This window comes from Dyella sp. SG609 (assembly GCF_012275375.1).
GTDB lineage: Bacteria > Pseudomonadota > Gammaproteobacteria > Xanthomonadales > Rhodanobacteraceae > Dyella_D > Dyella_D marensis.
Genome location: NZ_JAAZQJ010000016.1, coordinates 61561 through 83322 on the forward strand (window position 1 = coordinate 61561; position 21762 = coordinate 83322).

A 21762-nucleotide genomic window follows, 5' to 3' on the forward strand; every position below is an offset into this window, starting at 1 on the left:
TCCATGCAGTCACAGCCAACCGGTCCGGAGGCCGGTGAAAAAGGTCTGTTCGACGCGAGCGCGCAGGGGGCGACCGCCATGATGGACAACGCCGTAACGGATAATTTCGGCGCGCGCCTGCGCGCCGCACGCGAGGCCCGCGGCCTGGACGTGGAAAGCTGCGGCCAGGTCTTGCGCCTGCCGGTGCGCGTCCTGCGCCAGCTCGAGAGCGGCGATTACGCCGGCATCGACTACCAGGTCTATCTCGCCGGCTATCTCACCAAGTACGGCCGCCACGTCGGCGTGGAAGAGTCGGCGCTGCAAGCCGAACTCACCCGCCTGACCCCGGTGCAGCCGACCCTGGTGGCCACCGGCGGCATCTCGCATTCGCGCTATCTGCTCGAACGCTATGCACGCGCGGCCACCTACGTGGTGCTGACCGCGGCGATCGTGGTGCCGACCATCTGGCTGGGCGTGCGCGGCACGCTCGACCGCGACGTCAGCCACCTGGCGCCGCTGGATTCGAAGCCGGTCGCCCAGGCGGACCTGCCCGCGGTAGCCACCAGCGCGGCGAGTGCCGGCACGCTGGCGGCCCATGCGCCGGCCGCCGCGCCCAAGCCCGCCGAGCAGCCGCCGGTCGACGCGCAGCAGGAACAGCCGCTGCTCGCCTCGATGGCGCCGTTCCCGAACCTGGGCAGCGCCGACACCGCGCAGCCCAAGCCGGCGGCCCAGGCCGAACCGGTGGGCGACGGCGCGCACAGCCTGTCGCTGCAGCTGCCCAACGCCAGCTGGGTGGAAGTGGTCGCGACGGACGGTTCCCGCCTGGAATACGGCCTGCTGCCGGCCGGCAGCAGCAAGACCTACCACAGCGACAAGCCGCTGACGGTGCGCATCGGCAATGCCACCGGCGCCCAGGTCTCGATCGACGGCCAGCCGGTCGCGCTCGACAGCTACCGCCGCGCCAACGTGGCGCATTTCAAGGTGGACGTGCGCGACGGCAAGGCCACTCCGGCCGGCGTCTGAGCGTGCTTGCGCGGGTCGCGCCGGCTGGCGCGACACCGCCTGCGGGCTGACTTGCGGTGCGTGCCGCGGGCCACGCTCAGTAGCGCGATCGGTTATGCTTGCCCTTTGCCCGCTCGACGGCAGCGTCGGGCCGGGTCCGTTCCAGTTTTTCTTATCGCGCCAGGAAGGTCGCCGCGCCCTCCGGCGGCATCCGTTCCCTTCAAGGGTGATTGCATGGCATTTGAAGTCTACGACGACTACGAGCAGGGCGAACGCGTACAGAAGTGGTTGCGCCAGAACGGTCTTTCGATCGTGGTCGGCGTCGCGATCGGCCTGGTCGGCATCTTCGGCTGGCAGCAGTGGAGCAACCACAAGGCCGGCCGCGAGAGCGAGGCGTCGCAGCTCTACCAGCAGGTGCAGAGCGCCATCGCCGGCGGCAAGAACGACCAGGCCGAGACGCTCACCGAACAGCTCTTCAAGGATTACGCCGATTCGCCGTACGCGGTGTTCGCCGCCGGCGACCGCGCGGTGCGCCAGGCCAATGCCAAGCAGCTGGACAAGGCGCTGGTCTCGCTCAACTGGGCCGAGAGCCATGCCGCCGATCCGAATCTGAAGGCCCTGATGCAGTTGCGCATCGCGCAGCTGCAGCTGGCGCAGGACAAGGCCGCCGACGCGGTGGCCACGCTCGACCGCATGGGCGCGAAAAACTACGAAGGCCTGAGCCAGGAACTACGCGGCGACGCCCTGGTCAAGCTTGGTCGCCCGGATGACGCGCGCAAGGCCTACGAGGCCGCCAAGGCCGTGCTGGGCGTGGGTGCGCCGCAGAGCGGCGCCTTGCAGTTGAAACTCGACAATCTGGCCGTGGCCGGGAAGCAGGGTGCATGAAAGCTGGTGTGATGAAACGAGCTTTGCTGGTCGGTCTGGTGTCGATGGCGACCCTGGCCGGCTGCCATTCCTTCAAGAAGGAAAACGTCCAGCCGCCCACGCCGCTCGACAAGGACTTCAAGCCGACCGCGCAGGTCACCCGCCTGTGGACCAGCAGCGTCGGCAAGGGCGCCGGTGAATCCGGCCTGCGCCTGCGCCCGGCCTTCGCCGACGGCGTGCTCTACGTGGCCAGCACCGACGGCAAGATCGAGGCGCTGGACGCCACCAGCGGCAAGACGCTGTGGTCCAAGAGCTCCAGCACCAAGGGCTGGTTCGGCTGGGGCGACAAGAAGCGCAAGGATGCGTTCTATGCCGGCGGCCCGGCCGTGTCCGGCGACCTGCTGGCGATCGGCACGCTGGACGGCCACGTCTACGGCATCAATGCCAAGGACGGTTCGCCGCGCTGGGAAGCCAGCGTCAGCTCCGAAGTGCTGGCCGCGCCGGCCGTGGTCGGCAACCTGGTGGTGGTGCGTGCCGGCGACGGCCGCCTGTACGGCCTGGACAGCGGCACCGGCGAGCGCCGCTGGGCCTACGACCAGGGCAACGTCCCGCTGCTCAGCCTGCGCGGCAACGGCCCGCTGCTGGCGGCCAACGGCGTGATCTTCTTCGGCAGCGACAACGGCAAGCTGGTCGCCCTGCGCCTGGACAACGGCGAGAAGCTGTGGGAGCAGAACATGGCCAGCGGCGAAGGCCGCACCGAGATCGACCGCCTGAACGACGCCGACGGCGCCATCGTGCTCGACGGCAGCACCCTGTACGGCGCCGCCTACCACGGCAACCTCGTGGCGGTGGACGGCCCCAGCGGCCGCCCGCTGTGGGCGCGCCCGTTCTCCACCTTCACCTCGGTCGACATCGGCGGCAACGCGCTGTTCGGCGTGAACGAGGATTCCCAGGTGTGGTCGTTCGACAAGAGCGGCGGCGCCGACATGTGGAAGAACGAGAAGCTCAAGTACCGCTGGCTCACCGCGCCGAGCGTGCAGAACAACTACGTGGTGGTCGCCGACAGCGAAGGCTACGTGCACTGGCTGCAGACCAGCGATGGCGCCCTGGCCGCGCGCGAGCGCCTGTCCAAGAAGCCGATCCGCGCCCAGCCGCTGGTGGTGGGCGATACCGTGTACGTCGAGGACGTGAAGGGCCATATCGGCGCCTACCGCCTCGGCGGGCACTGAGCCGGCGAGGTTGTACCCGTAAATGCTGCCCGTCGTCGCCCTGGTCGGCCGCCCCAACGTCGGTAAGTCGACCCTCTTCAATGCCATGACGCGCAGCCGCGACGCCCTGGTGGCCGATATGCCGGGCGTCACCCGCGATCGCCACTACGGCGTCTGCCGCATCGGCGACCGCCCCTTCGTGGTGGTGGACACCGGCGGCCTTTCCGGCGTCGAGGAAGGCCTGGATGCGCTCACCGCGCAGCAGGTCCGCCTCGCCGTCGAGGAAGCGCAGGTGCTGGTGTTCGTGCTCGACGCGCGCGACGGCCTGCTGCCGCAGGACCGCGCGATCCTCGACGACCTGCGCCGCAGCGGCAAGCCGATCATCGCCGCGGTCAACAAGACCGATGGCCTGGACCTGCAGAACGCGCTGGCCGAGTTCGCCGTGTTCGGCCTGGGGTCCACGCTGCCGCTGTCGGCCGCGCACAACCGCGGCACCGACGAGCTGGTGCGCCACGTACTGCCGCTGCTGCCGGAAGACGCGCACGAGGAACTCGCGCCGGAAGACGAAGGCGCCATCCGCGTGGCCATTGTCGGCCGCCCGAACGCCGGCAAGTCCACCCTGATCAACCGCCTGCTCGGCGAAGAGCGCCTGATCGTCTCCAGCGTCGCCGGCACCACGCGCGACCCGATCCGCGTGCCGCTGGAACGCGACGGCCGCCGCTACGTGCTGATCGACACCGCCGGCGTGCGCCGCAAGGCGCGCGTGGAAGAAGCGGTGGAGAAGTTCAGCGTCATCAAGACGCTGCAGTCCATGGCCGCCGCCCAGGTGGTGGTGGTGATGGTCGACGCGCGCGAGAACCTGGCCGACCAGGATCTCACCCTGATCGGCCACGCCGTGGACGAGGGCAGGGCGCTGGTCATCGCCGTCAACAAGTGGGACGGCATGGACCAGTACCAGCGCGAGCAGTGCGAACGCGCGCTGGAGCGCCGCCTGCAGTTCGTGGACTGGGCCAAGAACGTGTTCATCTCCGCGCTGCACGGCTCCGGCCTGCGCGAGCTGATGCGCGCGATCGTGCGCGCGCACGACGCGGCCAACCGCGAGCTCGGCTCGTCGGAACTGACCCGTACGCTGGAGCGCGCCTACGAGGGCTACCAGCCGCCGCTGGTGCGCGGCCACGCGCCGAAGCTGCGCTTCGCCCATCCCGGCGGCAGCAACCCGCCGACCATCGTGATCCACGGCAGCCGCACCAAGCACATCGCGCCGGCCTACCGCCGCTATCTCGAGAACTTCTTCCGCAAGCGCTTCCGCCTGGAAGGCACGCCGGTGCGCATCGAGTTCCGCGACGGCGAGAATCCCTACGCCGGCAAGAAGAACGTGCTCACCGAAGGCCAGATGCGCAAGCGCCAGCGCATGATCCGCGAGATGAAGAAGCGCAAGCGCTGATTCGATCCTGGCGTCACCCCGCATCCTCGTCCCTGGCGCCACCCCACACCCTCGTCATTCCGGCGCAGGCCGGAATCCAGTAGCGGAAGAGCTGGACCTGGCGATGTGCTCCAGGCTCAATGCTTTAAAAGCGTCCCGGGCGGTGAAGCTTGTACTCGCGTTATCGCCACTGGATTCCGGCCTGCGCCGGAATGACGAGCAGGGGCGCGTCGTCGGTCGATCGCGCGCCCCTCCCCGGATCGTCCTAAACTCCCCCGCATGACCGAGTCATTCAATCGCGAGAGCTGGCTCGCGCAGCTGCGCCAGCAGGTGCCGGAGATCTCCCCGGCGGAAGCGCTCACCCGGCAGGCCGGCGGCGCCCTCCTGATCGACGTACGCGAAGACCACGAACGCGCCGACGGCACGCCGGCCGGCGCGCTGGGCCTGTCGCGCGGTTTTCTGGAGCTGCGCATCGAGCAGGCCGAAGCGAACCGCGAACGTCCCATTCTCGCGCTGTGCGGCAGCGGCCAGCGTTCGCTGCTGGCGGCCGAGGCGCTGCAGCGCATGGGTTATCGGCAGGTGTCGTCGGTGGCCGGCGGCTTCAACCGCTGGAAGGCCGAAGGCCTGCCCATCGTCACCGGCGCGCTCGACGCCGACGCGGCCGAACGCTATTCGCGCCAGCTGCGCCTGCCGCAGGTAGGCGAAGCGGGGCAGGCGAAGCTGGGCGCGGCAAGAATCGCGCTGCTCGGCGCCGGCGGCCTTGGCGCGCCGGCGGCGCTTTATCTCGCCGCGGCGGGCGTAGGGCAGCTCACCTTGATCGACGACGATCGGGTGGAGCGTTCCAACCTGCATCGCCAGGTGATCCACGCCGATGCGCGCGTGGGCATGGCCAAGACCGAATCGGCGCGGCTGGCCTTGAACGCGCTCAATCCGCGCGTGCGCATCGAGACCCGCGAGGAGCGCCTGCGCGCCGACAACGTCGAGCGCCTGCTGGCCGGCCACGATCTGGTGATCGACGGCGCCGACAATTTTCCCGCGCGCTATTTGATCGCCGCCGCGACGCGGCGCCTGGGCCTGCCGATGGTCTACGGCGCGGTGGAGCGCTTCACCGGCCAGGTCAGCGTGTTCGATCCGCGCCGCGACGACGCGCCGTGCTACCGCTGCCTGTTCCCGGAACCGCCCTCGGCGGCGGAAGCGCCGAACTGCAGCGAAGCCGGCGTGCTCGGCGTGCTGCCCGGCCTGATCGGCCTGCTGCAGGCGACCGAGGCGCTGAAGCTGATCCTGGATCTGGGCGAGACCTTGTCCGGCCGCCTGCTCCACGTCGATGCGCTGGCCATGCGTTTCCGCGAGACGCGGCTGCGGCGCGACCCGGCATGCCCCGGCTGTGGGCATGAGGCGGTCTTCCATGGCTACGAAGACATCGCCGAACTCTGCGCCTCGGCCTGAGCGCTAGGCCAGGTCGGACGGAATCAAGGCATACACCGCCGCATCCACGGCGGTGTCGTCGATGACCAGCCGCTGCCGTCCGATGCCTTCGAACCGCGCGCCGGCTTTTTCCGCGCAACGGCGGCTGGGCACGTTGTCCACCGCGGCGACGATCTCCACCCGCACCAGGCCCAGCGTCCCGAAACCGAAACGCGCCACCGCCGGCACCGCGCGCGGCGCGATGCCTTGGCCCTGGCGCGACTGCCGCACCCAGTAGCCCAGGTTCGCGCTGCGGTGCTGCCGGTTGAACTGGTTCAGCCCCACGCCGCCGGCCACGCTGCCGTCGGCTTCGTCGACGATGGCGAAGGCGAACAGTTCCTCCAGCTGCCAGCAGCCCTGGGCGTGCGCGATCCACGCCACGCTGTCCTCGCGCGTATAGCCCGCGCGGCACCACGGCAGCCAGCGTCCCACGCTCTGGATCGACTCGCTGGCCGCGGCGAACAGCGCGTCGGCGTCTTCCGGCTGCCACGGACGCACCCGCAGCGTGCCGGGCGGCAGCGGAAAGGAAGGCCAGGGAGCTTGGTCCTGAGACATGGGCGGTTTGTGCGGGTCGGAGCGAGTCCGGATAATAGGCATCTTTGCAGGCGGGCAGACACCATGAGCGCACGGATCATCGACGGCAAACGCATCGCCAAGGAGCTGCTCGACCGCATCGGCCGCCGCGTGGCCGAACGCAAGGCGCAGGGCCTGGCCGAGCCGGGCCTGGCGGTGGTGCTGGTCGGCGACGATGCGGCGTCCGCCGTCTACGTGCGCAACAAGCGCGCCGCCTGCAAGCAGGTCGGCTTCAACTCCTTCGGCTACGACCTGCCTTCCAGCACCACGCAGGAAGAACTGTTCGCGCTGATCGACCAGCTCAACGCCGACCCTGCCGTGCACGGCATCCTGGTGCAGTCGCCACTGCCGGAACATATCGACGAGGACGCCCTGGTCGACCGCATCGATCCGGCCAAGGACGTCGACGGCTTCCAGGCCATCAATATCGGCCGCCTCGCGCTGCGCCGCTTCGGCCTGCGCCCATGCACGCCGCGCGGCGTGCTGACCCTGCTGGGCCATACCGACCGGCCGGTGCGCGGCCAGCATGCGGTGGTGGTGGGCGTGTCCAACCATGTCGGCCGTCCGCTGCTGCTGGAACTGCTCATCGCCGGCTGCACCACCACCGCCTGCCACAAGTTCACCCGCGACCTGGAAAGCCATATCCGCCAGGCCGACATCGTGATCGTCGCGGTGGGCCGCCCGGGCCTGATCAAGGGCGAATGGATCAAGCCGGGCGCGGTGGTGATCGACGTCGGCATCAACCGCCTGGACGACGGCCGCCTGGTCGGCGACGTGGAATTCGAACCGGCCGCCGAGCGCGCCAGCTGGATCACGCCGGTGCCCGGCGGCGTCGGCCCGATGACGGTCGCCACGCTGCTGGAGAACACGCTGGAAGCGGCCGAAACCCGCGGCGCCACGCACAAGGTGCATTGAGGAAACGCCCGCTTCCGGGACGCCACGAACGGCGGCGGCTGCGACGTTCCGTACAGCCGTGGCGCTCTGGCGGCGCCACGGGCGGGAGCGTATAATTCCATCTTTGCAGCGGGACAAAATCGCATGCGCATCCTCGCCGAGGCCCTCACCTACGACGACGTGTACCTCGTTCCGGCCCACTCGGCCGTCCTCCCACGCGACGTCGACACCTCCACGCGGCTCACCCGCAACCTCCGGCTGAATATCCCGATCGTGTCCGCCGCCATGGACACCGTCACCGAAGCCCGCCTCGCCATCACCATGGCTCAGCAGGGCGGCATCGGCATCATCCACAAGAACATGACCGCCGAGCAGCAGGCCGCCGAAGTGCGCCTGGTGAAGAAGTTCGAAGCCGGCGTCATCCGCAGCCCGATTACCGTCGCCCCGCACACCTCCATCCGCGAAGTGCTGCAGCTCACCCGCGCGCACAACATCTCCGGCGTGCCGGTGGTGGAAGGCGAGAAGCTGGTCGGCATCGTCACCAGCCGCGACCTGCGCTTCGAGCGCAAGCACGACGACCCGGTGCGCAACATCATGACGCGCCAGGAGAAGCTGGTCACGGTGCGCGAGGGCGCCAGCCACGACGACGTGCTGCAGCTGCTGCACCAGAACCGCATCGAGAAGGTGCTGGTGGTCAACGACGACTTCCAGCTGCGCGGCCTGATCACCGTCAAGGACATCCAGAAAGCCCGCGACAACCCGCACGCCGCCAAGGACCGCCACGAGCGCCTGCTGGTCGGCGCGGCGGTGGGCGTGGGCGGCGACACCGAGCAGCGCGTGGCCGCGCTGGTGGACGCCGGCGTGGACGTGCTGGTGGTCGACACCGCGCACGGCCATTCGCAGGGCGTGATCGAGCGCGCCGCGTGGGTCAAGAAGCACTACCCGCAGGTGCAGGTGATCGCCGGCAACATCGTCACCGGCGAAGCGGCGCGCGCGCTGCTGGACGCCGGTGTGGATGCGGTGAAGGTCGGCGTGGGCCCGGGTTCCATCTGCACCACCCGCGTGGTGGCCGGCGTGGGCGTGCCGCAGATCACCGCGATCGACATGGTCGCCACCGCGCTGAAGGACGAGATCCCGCTGATCGCCGACGGCGGCATCCGCTACTCCGGCGACATCCCCAAGGCGCTCGCCGCCGGCGCGTCCAGCGTGATGCTCGGTTCGATGTTCGCCGGCACCGAGGAATCCCCCGGCGAGGTGGAGCTGTTCCAGGGCCGCTCGTACAAGAGCTACCGCGGCATGGGTTCGCTCGGCGCGATGGCGCTCGGTTCCAAGGACCGCTACTTCCAGGACGAAGCCGACGCCGACAAGCTGGTGCCCGAAGGCATCGAAGGCCGCGTGCCTTACCGCGGCCCGCTGCGCAACATCATCCACCAGCTGATCGGCGGCCTGCGCGCCTCCATGGGCTACCTGGGCGCGGCCACCATCGAGGACGTGCGCCACCAGGCGCAGTTCGTGAAGGTGACCTCGGCCGGCGTCACCGAAGCGCACCCGCACGACATCCAGATCACCAAGGAAGCGCCGAACTACCGGCTGAATTCTTGAGGGAATAGGGAATCGGGAGAAGGGAATAGTGAAAGCATCTCCTGCATTCCCCGTGCCCCCTCGCCAAAGCCAATCGGGGCAGGGCGCGCCACGGCGCCTTGCCCTTTTCTATTGCCGATTCTCCATTCCCGATTCCCGGCCCTCATGACCGACATCCACAGCGACAAAATCCTCATCCTCGATTTCGGCGCGCAGTACACCCAGCTGATCGCCCGCCGCGTGCGCGAGATCGGCGTGTACTGCGAGATCTGGGCCTGGGACCACGATCCGGCCGAGATCGCCGCGTTCGGCGCCAAGGGCATCATCCTGTCCGGCGGCCCCGAGTCCACCACGCTGGAAGGCGCGCCCGCCGCGCCGCAGGAAGTGTTCGAGGCGGGCCTGCCCATCCTGGGCATCTGCTACGGCATGCAGACCCTGGCCGCCCAGCTCGGCGGTGCCACCGAAGCAGCGGATGCGCGCGAGTTCGGCCATGCCGAAGTCGACATCAACGCATCGAGCCGGTTGTTCGCCGGACTCAGCGACCACGCCGACGCGCACCGCCTGGACGTGTGGATGAGCCACGGCGACCACGTCGCCAAGGCGCCGCCGGGCTTCGTCGTCACCGGCACTACCGACCGCATCCCGGTCGCGGTGATGGAGAACGAAGCCAGGCGCTGGTACGGCGTGCAGTTCCATCCGGAAGTGACGCATACCAAGCAGGGCACCGCACTGCTCAAGCGCTTCGTCACCGAGATCTGCGGCTGCCGCACCCTGTGGACGGCCGCCCACATCATCGAAGACCAGATCGAGCGCGTGCGCGCCCAGGTCGGCGACGACCACGTGCTGCTGGGGCTGTCCGGCGGCGTGGATTCCTCCGTGGTCGCCGCGCTGCTGCACCGTGCGATCGGAGACCGCCTCACCTGCGTGTTCGTCGACACCGGCCTGCTGCGCTGGCAGGAAGGCGACCAGGTGATGGCCACCATGGCCCAGCACATGGGCGTGAAGGTGATCCGCGTGGACGCCGCCGGGCGCTACTTCAAGGCGCTGGAAGGCGTGGCGGATCCGGAGGCCAAGCGCAAGATCATCGGCCGCCTGTTCGTGGAGATCTTCGACGAGGAATCGGCCAAGGTCACCGCCGCGGGCAGCGGCCAGGTGAAGTGGCTGGCCCAGGGCACCATCTATCCGGACGTGATCGAGTCGGCCGGCAGCAAGACCGGCAAGGCCCACGTCATCAAGAGCCACCACAACGTCGGCGGCCTGCCGGAGCACATGAAGCTCAAGCTGGTCGAGCCCCTGCGCGAGCTGTTCAAGGACGAGGTGCGCCGCATCGGCGTCGAACTCGGCCTGCCGCGCGAGATGGTCTACCGCCATCCGTTCCCGGGCCCCGGGCTGGGCGTGCGCATCCTGGGCGAGGTGAAGCCGGAGTACGCCGAGCTGCTGGCGCGCGCCGACGCCATCTTCATCGAGGAGCTGCGCCGCTGGGACCTGTACGACAAGACCAGCCAGGCATTCGCCGTGTTCCTGCCGGTGAAATCTGTCGGCGTAGTAGGGGATGCACGGGCCTACGAATGGGTGATCGCCCTGCGCGCGGTGGAGACGATCGACTTCATGACGGCGCATTGGGCGCATTTGCCGTATGAGTTCCTCGGTAAGGTTTCCAATCGTATTATCAACGAGTTGCGCGGTGTTTCTCGCGTTGTCTATGACATCAGTGGCAAGCCGCCGGCGACCATTGAGTGGGAGTGAGTTCCCCTGGCCCGCGCCGCTCCATCGGCCCATAGGAAGTTGTCGTAAATCTTTGATTTTCCGAACTGGCGCACGAGCACGGATGCTCCCTCGCCAGGAAATCTAGAACTAGGCCTAATTTGGCCGGTTCGATGCGCCATGCGCCGCGAGGGTGAGCCACCATGCAGGTGGCCGGGCCGCTTGCCCGATATCGATGCCGCTCGGTGTCGATGTCCAAGATTCGGATAAGTTGTCAATTGACAACCCGACCAATCCCCCTCAGACTGGAGACCATGGATGGCCCGTCCCTCTCATCCCAAGAAAAACGTCGAGCTCGCCCTGCGGCACGCCGAAGAGCGGGGCTGGCGCGTCGAGGCCGGCGGCAGCCATGCCTGGGGCCGGATGTATTGCCCGCGCAACAGCCAGGACTGCCGTTGCGGCGAGTTCTGCATCAGCAGCATCTGGAGCACGCCGAAGAACCCGCACAACCATGCGCGCGCCTTGCGGCGCGTGGTGGACAACTGCACGGCGTATCACTAGCGACACCGACGGCGATGCCGGGGAGCAGCACGATGGAATACATCTTCACCCTCAAATACCAGCTGGCCGACGACGACCGCGACCCGGATGCCCTGGTCGGCCGCCTGGGCGAAGCCGGCTGCGATGACGCGCTGATCGGCACCGGCCTGCCGGGCCGCCTGGCGCTGGAGTTCACCCGCGAAGCTGCCGACGCGGAAACCGCCGTGCGCAGCGCACTGGCCGACGTGCGCCGCGCGGTGCCCGGCGCGCGGCTGATTGAGGTGGCGCCCGACCTGGTGGGGCTCACCGACGTGGCCGAGATCGTGGGCGTGTCGCGGCAGAACATGCGCAAGCTGATGCTGGTCAATGCGGGCAGCTTCCCGGCGCCGGTGCACGAGGGCAGCGCGTCGATCTGGCATCTGGCCGACGTGCTGGCCTGGCTGAAGGCCAGGGGCGGCTATGCGATCGCGCCGGCCATGTTCGAGGTGGCGCAGGTGGCGCTACAGGTCAATGCGGCCAAGGAAGGGCGGCGCCTGCCACGGTCCGCCTTCGAGGAACTGGAAGCGCTGGTCCGCTAGCGGCACGTCCAGCGCCAGCACCGGATCGAAGTCGAAACTGAACTGGTGCGGCGTACGCATCGCCCGGTAGCGCCGCCATGGCTGCGGTTGCTCGCCGGGCGGGACGGGAAGCCCGTCCGGCAGGGGCCACTGCGTCTCCGCCAGCCGCAAGGCGCGGGTGTAGCGGCGATAGCACCAGGACAGGGAAATCATCAGATGGCGCGCGACCGTCGGCATATGGCCGCCGCGCACGGATATGAAACTGGCCCAGGCGGCTGCCTGCGAATGGCGATAGGACGGCAGCGGCATATCGACGTGTTCTTCGGTCGCCAAGGCCACGGACAGCGGGTCGGGCGTCGGCGCCGCAAGCCTCTCCAGCAGCGGCAGTGCCTCGTCCTCGACTTCGAAGCGCAGCGCAGCCGCAATCCTGCGGTCGTTGTAGCGGACGAAATGCTGAAAGAGGTGAGCCAGCAGGCGTTGCCGGAAATCGGTGTCCGCGAAATCCACGCCGGTCCCGCCGGCCTCGAACGCCGCCGCCATCAGCCAGGCTTCGCAGGCGACATCGTCCGCATCGCAGTCGCCTGCCTTGCGCGCGATGCGCCGGAAGTCGCCGCGGCAGTCGCGGCAGAATGCCTGGTACGCGGCAAGCCGGTCTTGGGTCATCGCCATGGCCTTGTGCGAAAGGACAGGCATGCCAAGTAGCAGCTGTTCGTATCTAAACAGTCAGCAGGACCCTACAATTCAGACTATTTGCTGATCTTTGTCCTCCCGATGAGTAGCGATCTCCCAGATTCGTCCACGCCCACTTTCAGCGACGAAGACGAGCGCTTCATGCGCCGCGCGCTGCAGTTGGCGGGGCATGCCCGCGATGCGGAGAACGAAGTGCCGGTCGGCGCCCTGGTCGTGCTCGACGGCGAGATCATCGGCCTGGGCTGGAACCGCAACATCACCCTCAACGACCCCACCGCGCACGCCGAGATCCAGGCCATCCGCGCGGCCGGCGAAAAGATCGGCAACTACCGCCTGGTCGGCGCCACGCTGTACGTGACGCTGGAACCCTGCGCGATGTGCTCGATGGCCCTGGTGCATGCCCGCGTGGGGCGGGTGGTCTACGGCGCGACCGATCCGAAGACCGGCGCCGCCGGCAGCGTGTTCGACACGCTGATCTCGGAGCGGCACAACCACCGTATCCAGGTCGATGGTGGGCTGCTGGCCGAGGAGTCGTCGGCCATGTTGAGGGATTTCTTTCGTTCCAGGCGCTGACCGTCGTAGGTTGGGGTGAGCCACAGGCGAACCCCAACGCAGTGTCTAGGATTTAGCGCATTGTTGGGGTTCGCCTGCGGCTCACCCCCAACCTGCATGGCAGCTTCAGTGCCGCCAGTAGTGACCTAGCTTGTCCAGCCGCTCCAGCGAATGCTCCGCCTTGGCCGCCGCTTCCCCCGAGGTGTGCTTGGCCCACTTGCGCAGGGCCCTCAGCTGGGCGTGCTCGCTCGACGCCGGCAGCAGCTCCTTGCACAAGGCTCGTGCGGTCAGCCGGTCATGCGCCTCGCCGAGATGGCTCTGCACCTCGGCCAGTTTTTCCAGCCAGGCCTGGCTGGCTTCGCGCGGAAACAGCGGCTGGAACAGCTCGATGGTGTAGCGCAGCTTCTTGGTGGCGGTGCGCGCGCGATGGAGACGGATCCGCCCCTCGTGCATCCGCGCCGCCCGTTTGCGCAGCTGGCGGAAGCGGGTGTCGATCACGCCCGCAGCCGCCGCACGCAGTTCGTCTTCGGTGACGTTGCGATGGGTCTCGGCCCAGGCGTGGAAATGATGGACCGCCGTGGTCAGCCGGGCCTTCTTCAGTCCCTCGATGGCTTCCTGATGCCCATGCACGCGCCGGGTATTCAAGGCATGCAGCAGTTCGCCATCCAGCCGGTCGCCATGCCCGCCGTGTGCGAGAAAAGCCGGCAGGGTCTCGTCCAGCAGGATATCCAGATCACGCGCACCGCCGGTGGCATTGCGGAACTCCTTGAGCTGCGCCAGTACGCCATCCGGCTGCTCGCCGGGCAGGGCCGCGGCCACGCGGTCGAGGGTGGCGGTGATGCGCCGCAGGCTCACCCGCCAGGCGTGCAGCGACTTCGATTCGTACTTGCGCAGCAGGGCCGCGCGGGCCTTGGTCGCCTTGGCCAGGTAGCCGTCGTAGGTCGCGCACAGGTCGGCGATGGCGGAAGGCGGCTTGGCGGCCTTCGGCGGACGAGGGCGGGGAATGGACTGGCTGGGCTGGTGAGGTATCGCACTCATGGCTCGACTCGACCGCTGCGGAGAGGGACGGATTCCACCCGTCATTTCTAGCCGAGGCGCCGACCGCGCCTCCTGATGCAGGTCAACATGAACGAGCCGGACGCGACCGAAGGCCGTGCCGGGCTCTTTACTCTGCTACAAAATCCGCCAGCTGGCGAGACAGCCTCAAGCGATAGCCGCCAGGGTCTGGGCCACCGGCCGCTCGATCTTCAGGCTGAACAGATCGTCGGCCCGGGTCCGGCCCATGTTCACCGCCGCGATCGGCTTGCCGGCCTTGGCCGCCGCGTTCACGAAGCGGAAGCCGGAGAACACCATCAGTGAGGAACCGGCCACCAGCACCGCATCCGCCTGTTCCAGGCCATGCGTGGCGGCCAGCACCCGTTCGCGCGGCACGCCTTCGCCGAAGAACACCACGTCCGGCTTCATCAGCCCGCCGCAGAGCGGGCAGGCGGGTACGTCGAAGCGGGAGAAATCCTGGCCTTCCAGATCGGCATCGCCGTCCGGGGCGTCCCCGGCATCGAGCAGCGCCCACTCGGGATTGCGTTCTTCCAATACCGCCTGGAACGCCGAGCGCTGCACCAGGTGCCCGTGCGCCATGCAGCGCACCCGGTCCAGCCGTCCGTGCAGGTCGATCACGTGGTGGCTGCCCGCCGCCTGGTGCAGGCCATCGACGTTCTGGGTCAGCAGCACTTCCACTTGTCCGGCGGCCTCCATGCGCGACAGCGCCAGGTGCGCCGCATTCGGATGCGCCCGCGAGAAGCGCCGCCAGCCCACCAGGCTGCGCGCCCAGTAGCGCCGGCGCGTGGCTTCGTCGCCCATGAAGGCCTGGTAGGTCACCGGCTGCGGGCGCTTCCAGCCGCCCTGGTTGTCGCGATAGTCCGGAATGCCCGAATCGGTGCTGACACCGGCGCCGGTCAGTACGAACAGGCGCGGATGCGCCGCGATGAAGTCGCGCAGGCGCGCCAGGTCGTCTTCCAGCGAACCATCCGGCAGCGCGTCCGCATTCATGCCGCGGCCCGCAGTCCCAGTTCGGCCAGCGCGGCCGCAATGCCGCCGGCATCGCTCACCTGCGCCACGCGCGGCGAGGCGGCGGCGAAATCGGTGTCGGCTTCGTGTGCCCAGGTCACGTGGTAGGGCATGTAGATGCCCCAGCCGCCGAGTTCCACCACCGGCGCGATATCCGAGCGCAACGAATTGCCGACCATGGCGAAGCGCTCGGCGCCCACGCCGAATTCGTCGAGCAGGCGGCGGTACGAGCGCTCGTCCTTCTCCGACACGATCTCGATGCGATGGAACAGGTCGGCCAGCCCGCAGGCGGCCACTTTCTGCTCCTGGTGGAACAGGTCGCCCTTGGTGATCAGCACCACGCGATGCGTCGCCGCCACGGCTTCCACCGCTGCGCGGATGCCCGGCAGCAGTTTCACCGGATGCGCGAGCACCTGCTTGCCGATGCCGATGATCCGGTGCAGATCGGCCGCGCTGATGCGCGAGCCGGTGACTTCGATCGCCGCTTCCAACAGCGACAGCGTCATGCCCTTGGCGCCGTAGCCGAACAGCTTGATATTGCGCCGTTCCACCGCCAGCAGGCGGTCGTGCAGGCGCAGGTTGGCCAGGTCGACATAGCGGCCGACGATCTCCTCGAACTGCGCGTGCGCGTCCTGGTAATAGCCCTCGCTATGCCAGAGGGTATCGTCGCCGTCGAAACCGACCCATTCGATCACGGTGTACTGCCCGCGCTGCCAGGAAAGCGCTCAACGATAGCGCGTCGCCGCAGGCGTAGCGAGTGCGCGCGGCAGGCCAGGTGGGCAGGCCAGGTGGGTTGGGGCGAGCACCGGCAAGCCGGTGCAGACGCTCCACGGTGCGCCCGGCCGGACCCGCGGCCGGCTCGCCCCAACCCGCCTGGCCCGCCGGCGTGCTTCAGGCGCGCTCGCGCAGCGTCTCCTGCAGCAATTCCTCCTTGTCCTTCAGCAGTTCCTGCTTGCGTTGGGACATCTGCTCGCCCAGCTCCTTGAGCTTCGCCGCGTCCAGCAGTTTCTTCGCGGCCGGGAACATCTCCTTCTCCTCTTCCGTGGCGTGATGCAGGATCAGTTCCTTCAGCACCTTGGCGCGGCCGGAAAACTGCTCGCCCGACGGATCGGTTTCCAGCAGGTCGGGCAGGACCAGCTCGCCCGCGGCGCGGTGTTCCTCGACCGCCTCGAAATACATTTTCGCTTCTTCCTTGTCGCCGGCCTGCTTGAACGCCGGGTAGAAGATCTCTTCCTCGATCATGGTGTGCGCCTTCAGCAGCGCGCCGATTTTCTGCACCAGCATCTCGCGTGTCTTCACCGCGCGCGGCGTGGTTTCCGTCAGCTCTTCCAGCAGTTTTTCGACAGTGCGGTGGTCGCTGACGAGCAGATCGATGGCATTCATGGGCCTGGCTCCGTGCTGGGTGAGGTTAGGGTAGGGACGCCATTGATCGCGCTTCGGCGATGAATGCCGCGTCGGGCGGCGGTGAACGCGGCGGCTGCGCGCCAGCTGCGATTCATCGACGTCGACGCGCCGTGCCCCGACTCATCCACGCGCCGGTCATCCACTCGCCGGTCATCCACGCGCGCAAAGCGTTCATCGCGGCCTTGTGGACGAGCCTGTTGATCCGCCGCAGCCACCGCTTTCAACCGCGCGCGCCGACCATGAGACCGCAACGCCCCGGACGCCCGTTCGCCATCGACGACCGCCACCGCGGATGACCTATCTCTCGCGCTATTCGCGCATCGCTCTGTTCGTGCTGCGCTACCGCCGCGCCGGCGTGCTGCGCGGCTTGCCGGGCCATCGCCGCGGCGCGGAGCTGGCCGACGAGCGCCTGCCGCAGCGCCTGGTGGAAGACCTCGAACGCCTCGGCCCCGCCTTCATCAAGCTGGGCCAGGCGCTGTCGTGCCGGCCGGACCTGGTGCGCGCGCCGTTCCTGGCGGCGCTGACGCGCATCCAGGACCGCGTCGAACCGATCGACGTCGCCGACGTGCGCGGCGTGATCGCCCGCGAACTCGGCGCGCCGCCGGAACAACTGTTCCGCTTTTTCGACCCGGTGCCGCTCGCCGCAGGTTCGCTCGCGCAGGTGCACGCGGTGGTGCTGCCCGACGGCATGGACGCGGTGGTCAAAGTGCAGCGCCCCGGCATCGCCCAGCGCATCCGCTCCGATCTGGACGCCCTCGAACGCCTGGCGCTCACCGCGCAACGCCATACCGAAGTCGGCCGCCGCTACGGCTTCGTGCCGTGGATCGCCGAGCTGCGCCGCAGCCTGCTCAACGAACTGGATTTCATGGCCGAGGCCAGCCACCTCGATACCTTCCGCCGCCAGCTGGAGGGCTATCGCGGGCTGTACATCCCCGCGCCGTTCTTCGACTTCACCAGCTCGCGCGTGCTGGCCATGGCGCGCGTGCACGGCCACAAGCTCGGCGCGCCGCCGGGCGGCGTGCCGCAGCCGCCGCGCGCCGAACTGGCCGGCGAGCTGCTGTCGGCCTATGTCGACCAGGTGTTCGTGCATGGCCTGATCCATGCCGATCCGCATCCGGGCAACCTGGTGCTGACCGACGATGGCCGGCTGGGCCTGCTGGATTTCGGCATGGTCACCAGCCTGTCGCCGGCCATGCGCAACGACCTGCTGCGGCTGATGCTCGCCGCCGCGGATGGCGACGGCGACGGCGTGGCCGATATCGGCGAACGCCTGTGCGTGGTACTGCCGGAAATGGACCGCGCCGCGTATCGCCGCGCGGTGTGCAACGCGGTGCTGCGCTATGCCGGCGCCAGCGACCAGAGCCGCCTGGAAGAAGGGCGCCTGCTGCTTTCGCTCACCCGCATCGGCGCCGACAACGGCCTGCGCCCGCCGGCCGAACTGAGCCTGCTGGGCCGCGCGCTGCTCAACCTGGAGCCGGCGCTGGCGCGCCTGGCCGACGGCCTGCCGACGCGCGAGATGATGCGCGCCCGCCTGCTCGAAGTCGTCGCCGCGCAACTGCTGCGTCCGGTGTCGCAGGCGCGCGGCGGCGCGCTGCTGCTGGAAGCGCAGCGCTATTCGATCAATGCGCCGGGCCAGCTCGGCCGCTTCGTGGAGATCCTGGCGGACAACCGCCTGCGCGTGCGCCTGGACGGGCTGGAGGAATCGCACCTGATCGAGAACCTGCAGAAGATCGCCAACCGCATCGCCGCCGGCCTGATCACCGCGGCGCTGCTGATCGCCGGCGCGCTGATCGCGCGGCTGGCGCCGGCCGGTTCCGGCTATGGCTATCTGGCGGGTGCGATGTTCGCGCTGGCCGGCATCATCGGCTTCGGCCTGGTGGTGAATGCGCTGCGCCGCGACCGCGCGCCGCCGGACGACGGCGACCCGGGGCGCTAGCTCAGCGCTTGGCCTGGATGCCCGGCAGCTCCAGCCGCACCAGGTATTGCCGCACGATATCCGGCAGATGCTCGCGCAGCCATTCGGCCATCGCTTCCTCCTGCCGCAGGATCTCCTCGCACATGCCGGCCACTTCCGGTTGCGCGGCGACTTCCGCCGCGGTGGCCAGGGTGCGGTAGACCACCACTTCCATCGACTCGAAGGAGTAGGTGAGCACCAGGCTCTTCACCACCTCGTCGGAGGAGGCCACCTGCAGCAGCCCATGGCCCAGCGACAGAAAGCGCGCACTGAACTCGCGCAGCCCCGAAGGCTCGCTGCCCAGTTCGCGCAGGCAGCTTTCCAGCCGCGCCTGCTGCTCGCAGGTCTCGGCCAGATGGCCGACGATGCGGTCGCGCAAGCGCGGATAGTGGCGCAGGCGGCGGATATGCGTCTTCAGCATTTCCTCGGACTGCACTTCCATCGCGTGCGCATTGCGCAGCCAGTCGAGCAGTTGGGCATGGGCGGTGTTCATCGGCGGCCTCAAGGCTTGGGAGGTTGGTATCGACGGCGCCGTCGCGGCTGGGGCATCAACCATCCGACTGTTCCTCGGGGCGCGCTTGCGGGCTGGTGCCGCAGGCCGGATGGCCGCAGCCGCACAAGGTCTCCGGCGCCTGGCTGCCCGCCGCCTTGCTGCAATGATCCCCGCAGAACTCTCCCTCGGACGGCACCGTGCATTTGCACGGCCGGTGTGCGCATTTGAAGCCGTTCTCTGCCATGGCGCTTGCTCCTCGAACTGCAATGAGAGGTCCGCACTCTGGCGCCGCTGCCGTCCAGCGGCCGTGACCCGCGCGTGAGCGGCCCGGCAAAGCGGTAGCCCCGTATTCACGCGCCATCGCGCGGCATTAACGCCAGCGGACCCACCATTTATGCTTGAGCCTCGCCGCCTGGCGCGCGGTGCCGGGCGGCGATTTCGATGCGGAGGGCGGTACGGGTGACGCTTCCTCGCCAGGGTTATTTCGACGATCGCGAGCATGCCGCCGAGCAGCTCGCCGAAGCGCTGCTGGCCTATCGCGGCAGGCATCCGCTGGTGCTGGCGATTCCGCGCGGCGGCGTGCCGATCGGCCGCGTGCTGGCCGACCGGCTCGACGGCGATCTCGACGTGGTGCTGGTGCATAAGCTCGGCGCGCCGGGCCAGGAGGAATTCGCGGTCGGCGCGATCGGCGAGGACGGCCAGGTGCTGGTGGCCGAACATGCCGCGCGTGCCGGCGCCGACGCGGACTATCTGCGCGGCGAGGCCGCGCACCAGCTCGACGCGATCGCCCGCCGCCGCCAGCTGTACGACCCCCATCGCGAAGCTTTCGAGGTGGCCGGACGCATCGCCATCGTGGTGGACGACGGCCTCGCCACCGGCGCCACCATGCGCGCGGCGCTCACCGCGGTGCGCGCGCTGGGGCCGCAGTCGCTGGTCTGCGCCGTGCCCGTCGCTTCGTCGCGCAGCCTGGCGGAGCTGCGGCCGCTGTGCGACGACGTGGTCTGCCCGGCGTCGCCGCGCGACTTCGGCGCGGTGAGCCAGTACTACCGCGACTTTCCCGCGGTGACGGACGACGAGGTGGTGCGCCTGCTGACGCGGCTGCAGGCGCCGGCCGGCGGCATGCAGACGGTGCGCATCCCGGCCGACGGCGTGCGCCTGGAAGGCGACCTGCACGTGCCCGAACAGGCCAGGGGCCTGGTGGTGTTCGCGCATGGCAGCGGCAGCAGCCGTTTCAGTCCGCGCAACCGGCAGGTGGCGGAGGAACTCGGCAAGCACGGCATGGCCACGCTGCTGTTCGATCTGCTCGGTGCGGAAGAAGACATCGCGCTGGCATCGCGCTTCGATATCGAGCGCCTGGCCGGACGCCTGGAAGCCGCGGTGACCTGGGCGATGCGCCTGCCGTCGCTGGCGCGCTTGCCGCTGGGGCTGTTCGGCGCGAGCACCGGCGCGGCGGCCGCACTGGCGGTGGCGGCACGCCTGCCGCGCGCGGTGCAGGCGGTGGTGTCGCGCGGCGGGCGGCCGGACCTGGCCGGCCATGGCGCGCTCGGCGAGGTGCAGGCACCGACCTTGCTGATCGTCGGCGCGGCGGATACCGACGTGGTCGCACTCAACAAATCCGCGCTGGCCTCGATGACGCATACGGTCGAACTGGTGCTGGTGCCCGGCGCCACGCATCTGTTCGACGAACCCGGCGCGCTGGAACATGTCGCTGCGCTGGCGGGTGCGTGGTTCCGCCAGTGGCTGCGGTAGGTTGGGGTGAGCCGCAAGGCGAACCCCAACGGCGCGGCAACGTTGGGGTTCGCCTTGCGGCTCACCCCAACCTACTCGAACAGCATCAGCACGGCGGGCGACCAGCTGTAGTCGTACAGCGCCTCGGTGCGCACGGTGGCATAGCCGGCCTCGCGCAATTCCTCCAGCCAGGCCTGGATCGGCTGCTCCCAGTTGGACGGCCGCGAGGCCTGCCGCAGCTGGCCCAGCAGCATCGGCGCGAGGAAGCCGCCCGCGACCAGCGGCGCATCTTCGCCATAGCCGGCGAGCGCGCGCTCGTAGCGCTGCGCGAGCGAATCGAAATACTCCGCGCTGCGCGCTTCCAGCACCGGCACATCGAATTCCACCACGGCCAGCTGCCGCACATGCGGACGCAGGCGGCGCAAGGTGTCCTTGCGTTCGGCCGGCGGCAGCGATTGCAGGGCGAAGGTGGATTGCGCCAGGTCCCATTGCTGTTCCGGCCGCAGCGACGCGGCGAAATCCTGCGCGCCGATCGGCCAGGCGAGCAGATGATCGAGTGCGAGCGGGATCGTGCGCAGCGCTTCGCTGGCATGGCCGAGCAGGGCCGGCGACGGTTCCACCAGATCCAGCTGCGTCGGCGCGTGCCGCGCGCGCTGCAGGGCGGGGATCAGCGCCATGCCGTCGCCGCAGCCGATATCCAGCAATGAAGTCACCGGCAGCGTGTCGTAGAGGCGCGCCAGCGCCGTGCTGGTCGCTTCGTACAGCGGCACGTTGTCGCCGCCGCGGATAAACGCCTCGAACGCCGCCGGCTGATCGTAGGCCGCGCGCGCCTCGCCTTCGTCGAGCAGATCGAGCAGTGCCTGCGCCAGCAGCGCGCCATCGGCCACGGCTGCCTGCAGCGCGTCGCGCGCCTGCGCGGCGGCTTCGTGATGGGCGATCGCGGCCAGCGCATCGGCGAGGCGGCGAGTGGAAACGCTGTTCTGCATGGGCGCGTCCTTTGGGAACAGGGGGTGTGGGGAGCAGGGCGTGCCGGGATCATGGCACGGCCCCGCCAGACCCTCCTTTTTCTTTCAATTTCTTCCTTTTTT

21 protein-coding genes are annotated in these 21762 nt (G+C 69.0%); 13 read left to right on the forward strand and 8 right to left on the reverse strand.

Annotation, left to right across the window (positions count from 1 at the left end; all coding sequences use genetic code 11):
* The first annotated feature begins 3 nt into the window (after window positions 1-3).
* From FHW85_RS20980 to moeB, 5 genes are all read left to right on the forward strand, one after another.
* On the forward strand, window positions 4-1002 hold the full coding sequence (locus tag FHW85_RS20980; RefSeq protein WP_246866839.1) for a helix-turn-helix domain-containing protein: 999 nt from the start codon (window positions 4-6) through the stop codon (window positions 1000-1002).
* Between the two features lie 213 nt (window positions 1003-1215).
* A complete protein-coding gene (locus tag FHW85_RS20985) occupies window positions 1216-1866 on the forward strand; it encodes a tetratricopeptide repeat protein (protein ID WP_167257661.1) in 651 nt (216 codons plus the stop codon).
* 11 nt (window positions 1867-1877) lie between these two features.
* Complete coding sequence (bamB, locus tag FHW85_RS20990; protein ID WP_243868209.1) at window positions 1878-3074, forward strand: outer membrane protein assembly factor BamB; 1197 nt, start codon at window positions 1878-1880, stop codon at window positions 3072-3074.
* Window positions 3075-3096: 22 nt separating this feature from the next.
* Window positions 3097-4497, forward strand: coding sequence for a ribosome biogenesis GTPase Der (gene der, locus FHW85_RS20995; RefSeq protein ID WP_167257660.1), 1401 nt, complete (start codon window positions 3097-3099; stop codon window positions 4495-4497).
* A 258-nt stretch (window positions 4498-4755) separates the two neighbouring features.
* A complete protein-coding gene (moeB, locus tag FHW85_RS21000; RefSeq protein WP_168649552.1) occupies window positions 4756-5922 on the forward strand; it encodes a molybdopterin-synthase adenylyltransferase MoeB in 1167 nt (388 codons plus the stop codon).
* 3 nt (window positions 5923-5925) lie between these two features.
* On the opposite strand, the gene FHW85_RS21005 is transcribed toward moeB, so the two are convergent.
* A complete protein-coding gene (locus FHW85_RS21005) occupies window positions 5926-6495 on the reverse strand; it encodes a GNAT family protein (protein WP_168649553.1) in 570 nt (189 codons plus the stop codon).
* 63 nt (window positions 6496-6558) lie between these two features.
* Here FHW85_RS21005 and folD point away from each other — a divergent pair, with 63 nt between their 5' ends.
* The 5 genes from folD (at window position 6559) to FHW85_RS21030 (ending at window position 11810) form a co-directional block, all read left to right on the forward strand.
* A complete protein-coding gene (folD, locus tag FHW85_RS21010; RefSeq protein WP_167257657.1) occupies window positions 6559-7428 on the forward strand; it encodes a bifunctional methylenetetrahydrofolate dehydrogenase/methenyltetrahydrofolate cyclohydrolase FolD in 870 nt (289 codons plus the stop codon).
* 123 nt (window positions 7429-7551) lie between these two features.
* Window positions 7552-9009: an IMP dehydrogenase gene (gene guaB, locus FHW85_RS21015; RefSeq protein WP_167257656.1), complete on the forward strand. Its 1458-nt coding sequence runs from the start codon at window positions 7552-7554 to the stop codon at window positions 9007-9009.
* 144 nt (window positions 9010-9153) lie between these two features.
* A complete protein-coding gene (gene guaA, locus FHW85_RS21020) occupies window positions 9154-10734 on the forward strand; it encodes a glutamine-hydrolyzing GMP synthase (protein ID WP_168649554.1) in 1581 nt (526 codons plus the stop codon).
* A 276-nt stretch (window positions 10735-11010) separates the two neighbouring features.
* The gene (locus tag FHW85_RS21025) at window positions 11011-11253 is read left to right on the forward strand and encodes a hypothetical protein (protein WP_167257654.1); all 243 of its coding nucleotides are present in this window, start codon (window positions 11011-11013) and stop codon (window positions 11251-11253) included.
* Window positions 11254-11285: 32 nt separating this feature from the next.
* The gene (locus FHW85_RS21030) at window positions 11286-11810 is read left to right on the forward strand and encodes a DNA-binding protein (protein WP_168649555.1); all 525 of its coding nucleotides are present in this window, start codon (window positions 11286-11288) and stop codon (window positions 11808-11810) included.
* On the opposite strand, the gene FHW85_RS21035 is transcribed toward FHW85_RS21030, so the two are convergent.
* Window positions 11733-12482 carry a hypothetical protein gene (locus FHW85_RS21035; protein WP_168649556.1) on the reverse strand — a complete coding sequence of 250 codons (750 nt, stop codon included), beginning with the start codon at window positions 12480-12482 and terminating at the stop codon, window positions 11733-11735. The two genes, FHW85_RS21030 and FHW85_RS21035, sit on opposite strands and share 78 nt — an antisense overlap.
* Before the next feature lie 78 nt (window positions 12483-12560).
* Here FHW85_RS21035 and tadA point away from each other — a divergent pair, with 78 nt between their 5' ends.
* Complete coding sequence (gene tadA, locus FHW85_RS21040) at window positions 12561-13052, forward strand: tRNA adenosine(34) deaminase TadA (RefSeq protein WP_167257651.1); 492 nt, start codon at window positions 12561-12563, stop codon at window positions 13050-13052.
* A gap of 105 nt (window positions 13053-13157) precedes the next feature.
* Here the strand turns inward: tadA and FHW85_RS21045 are convergent, their stop codons facing one another.
* The 4 genes from FHW85_RS21045 to FHW85_RS21060 all read right to left on the reverse strand — a co-directional run bounded on the left by FHW85_RS21045 (window position 13158) and on the right by FHW85_RS21060 (window position 16478).
* The gene (locus FHW85_RS21045) at window positions 13158-14069 is read right to left on the reverse strand and encodes a CHAD domain-containing protein (RefSeq protein ID WP_168649557.1); all 912 of its coding nucleotides are present in this window, start codon (window positions 14067-14069) and stop codon (window positions 13158-13160) included.
* Window positions 14070-14234: 165 nt separating this feature from the next.
* A complete protein-coding gene (locus FHW85_RS21050) occupies window positions 14235-15077 on the reverse strand; it encodes an NAD-dependent protein deacetylase (protein ID WP_167257649.1) in 843 nt (280 codons plus the stop codon).
* On the reverse strand, window positions 15074-15790 hold the full coding sequence (locus tag FHW85_RS21055) for an HAD family hydrolase (protein WP_168649558.1): 717 nt from the start codon (window positions 15788-15790) through the stop codon (window positions 15074-15076). The genes FHW85_RS21050 and FHW85_RS21055 overlap by 4 nt, the downstream gene beginning before the upstream one ends.
* Window positions 15791-15986: 196 nt before the next feature.
* The gene (locus tag FHW85_RS21060; RefSeq protein WP_167257647.1) at window positions 15987-16478 is read right to left on the reverse strand and encodes a hemerythrin domain-containing protein; all 492 of its coding nucleotides are present in this window, start codon (window positions 16476-16478) and stop codon (window positions 15987-15989) included.
* 313 nt (window positions 16479-16791) lie between these two features.
* On the opposite strand from FHW85_RS21060, the gene FHW85_RS21065 reads away from it, so the two are divergent.
* Complete coding sequence (locus FHW85_RS21065) at window positions 16792-18435, forward strand: AarF/UbiB family protein (protein WP_168649559.1); 1644 nt, start codon at window positions 16792-16794, stop codon at window positions 18433-18435.
* 1 nt (window position 18436) lies between these two features.
* On the opposite strand, the gene FHW85_RS21070 is transcribed toward FHW85_RS21065, so the two are convergent.
* Window positions 18437-18946 (reverse strand): ferritin-like domain-containing protein, encoded by a 510-nt coding sequence (locus FHW85_RS21070; RefSeq protein ID WP_167257645.1) that lies wholly within the window; start codon window positions 18944-18946, stop codon window positions 18437-18439.
* A gap of 459 nt (window positions 18947-19405) precedes the next feature.
* On the opposite strand from FHW85_RS21070, the gene FHW85_RS21075 reads away from it, so the two are divergent.
* Window positions 19406-20695, forward strand: a complete 1290-nt coding sequence (locus FHW85_RS21075; protein WP_343203723.1) for an alpha/beta family hydrolase — start codon at window positions 19406-19408, stop codon at window positions 20693-20695.
* A gap of 71 nt (window positions 20696-20766) precedes the next feature.
* On the opposite strand, the gene FHW85_RS21080 is transcribed toward FHW85_RS21075, so the two are convergent.
* Window positions 20767-21660, reverse strand: coding sequence for a class I SAM-dependent methyltransferase (locus tag FHW85_RS21080; RefSeq protein WP_167257643.1), 894 nt, complete (start codon window positions 21658-21660; stop codon window positions 20767-20769).
* Between the last annotated feature and the right edge of the window lie 102 nt (window positions 21661-21762).

Excerpts from the sequence above, each read along its gene's own strand:
- der (WP_167257660.1), top strand. The coding sequence starts at position 3,097 with ATGCTGCCCGTCGTCGCCCTGGTCGGCCGCCCCAACGTCGGTAAGTCG.
- FHW85_RS21060 (WP_167257647.1), bottom strand. The coding sequence starts at position 16,478 with ATGAATGCCATCGATCTGCTCGTCAGCGACCACCGCACTGTCGAAAAA.
- FHW85_RS21030 (WP_168649555.1), top strand. The coding sequence starts at position 11,286 with ATGGAATACATCTTCACCCTCAAATACCAGCTGGCCGACGACGACCGC.
- guaB (WP_167257656.1), top strand. The coding sequence starts at position 7,552 with ATGCGCATCCTCGCCGAGGCCCTCACCTACGACGACGTGTACCTCGTT.
- FHW85_RS20985 (WP_167257661.1), top strand. The coding sequence starts at position 1,216 with ATGGCATTTGAAGTCTACGACGACTACGAGCAGGGCGAACGCGTACAG.
- FHW85_RS21080 (WP_167257643.1), bottom strand. The coding sequence starts at position 21,660 with ATGCAGAACAGCGTTTCCACTCGCCGCCTCGCCGATGCGCTGGCCGCG.
- bamB (WP_243868209.1), top strand. The coding sequence starts at position 1,878 with ATGAAACGAGCTTTGCTGGTCGGTCTGGTGTCGATGGCGACCCTGGCC.
- FHW85_RS21050 (WP_167257649.1), bottom strand. The coding sequence starts at position 15,077 with ATGAATGCGGACGCGCTGCCGGATGGTTCGCTGGAAGACGACCTGGCG.
- FHW85_RS20980 (WP_246866839.1), top strand. The coding sequence starts at position 4 with ATGCAGTCACAGCCAACCGGTCCGGAGGCCGGTGAAAAAGGTCTGTTC.
- FHW85_RS21070 (WP_167257645.1), bottom strand. The coding sequence starts at position 18,946 with ATGAACACCGCCCATGCCCAACTGCTCGACTGGCTGCGCAATGCGCAC.
- folD (WP_167257657.1), top strand. The coding sequence starts at position 6,559 with ATGAGCGCACGGATCATCGACGGCAAACGCATCGCCAAGGAGCTGCTC.
- guaA (WP_168649554.1), top strand. The coding sequence starts at position 9,154 with ATGACCGACATCCACAGCGACAAAATCCTCATCCTCGATTTCGGCGCG.
- FHW85_RS21065 (WP_168649559.1), top strand. The coding sequence starts at position 16,792 with ATGACCTATCTCTCGCGCTATTCGCGCATCGCTCTGTTCGTGCTGCGC.
- tadA (WP_167257651.1), top strand. The coding sequence starts at position 12,561 with ATGAGTAGCGATCTCCCAGATTCGTCCACGCCCACTTTCAGCGACGAA.
- FHW85_RS21005 (WP_168649553.1), bottom strand. The coding sequence starts at position 6,495 with ATGTCTCAGGACCAAGCTCCCTGGCCTTCCTTTCCGCTGCCGCCCGGC.
- FHW85_RS21035 (WP_168649556.1), bottom strand. The coding sequence starts at position 12,482 with ATGCCTGTCCTTTCGCACAAGGCCATGGCGATGACCCAAGACCGGCTT.
- moeB (WP_168649552.1), top strand. The coding sequence starts at position 4,756 with ATGACCGAGTCATTCAATCGCGAGAGCTGGCTCGCGCAGCTGCGCCAG.
- FHW85_RS21025 (WP_167257654.1), top strand. The coding sequence starts at position 11,011 with ATGGCCCGTCCCTCTCATCCCAAGAAAAACGTCGAGCTCGCCCTGCGG.
- FHW85_RS21045 (WP_168649557.1), bottom strand. The coding sequence starts at position 14,069 with ATGAGTGCGATACCTCACCAGCCCAGCCAGTCCATTCCCCGCCCTCGT.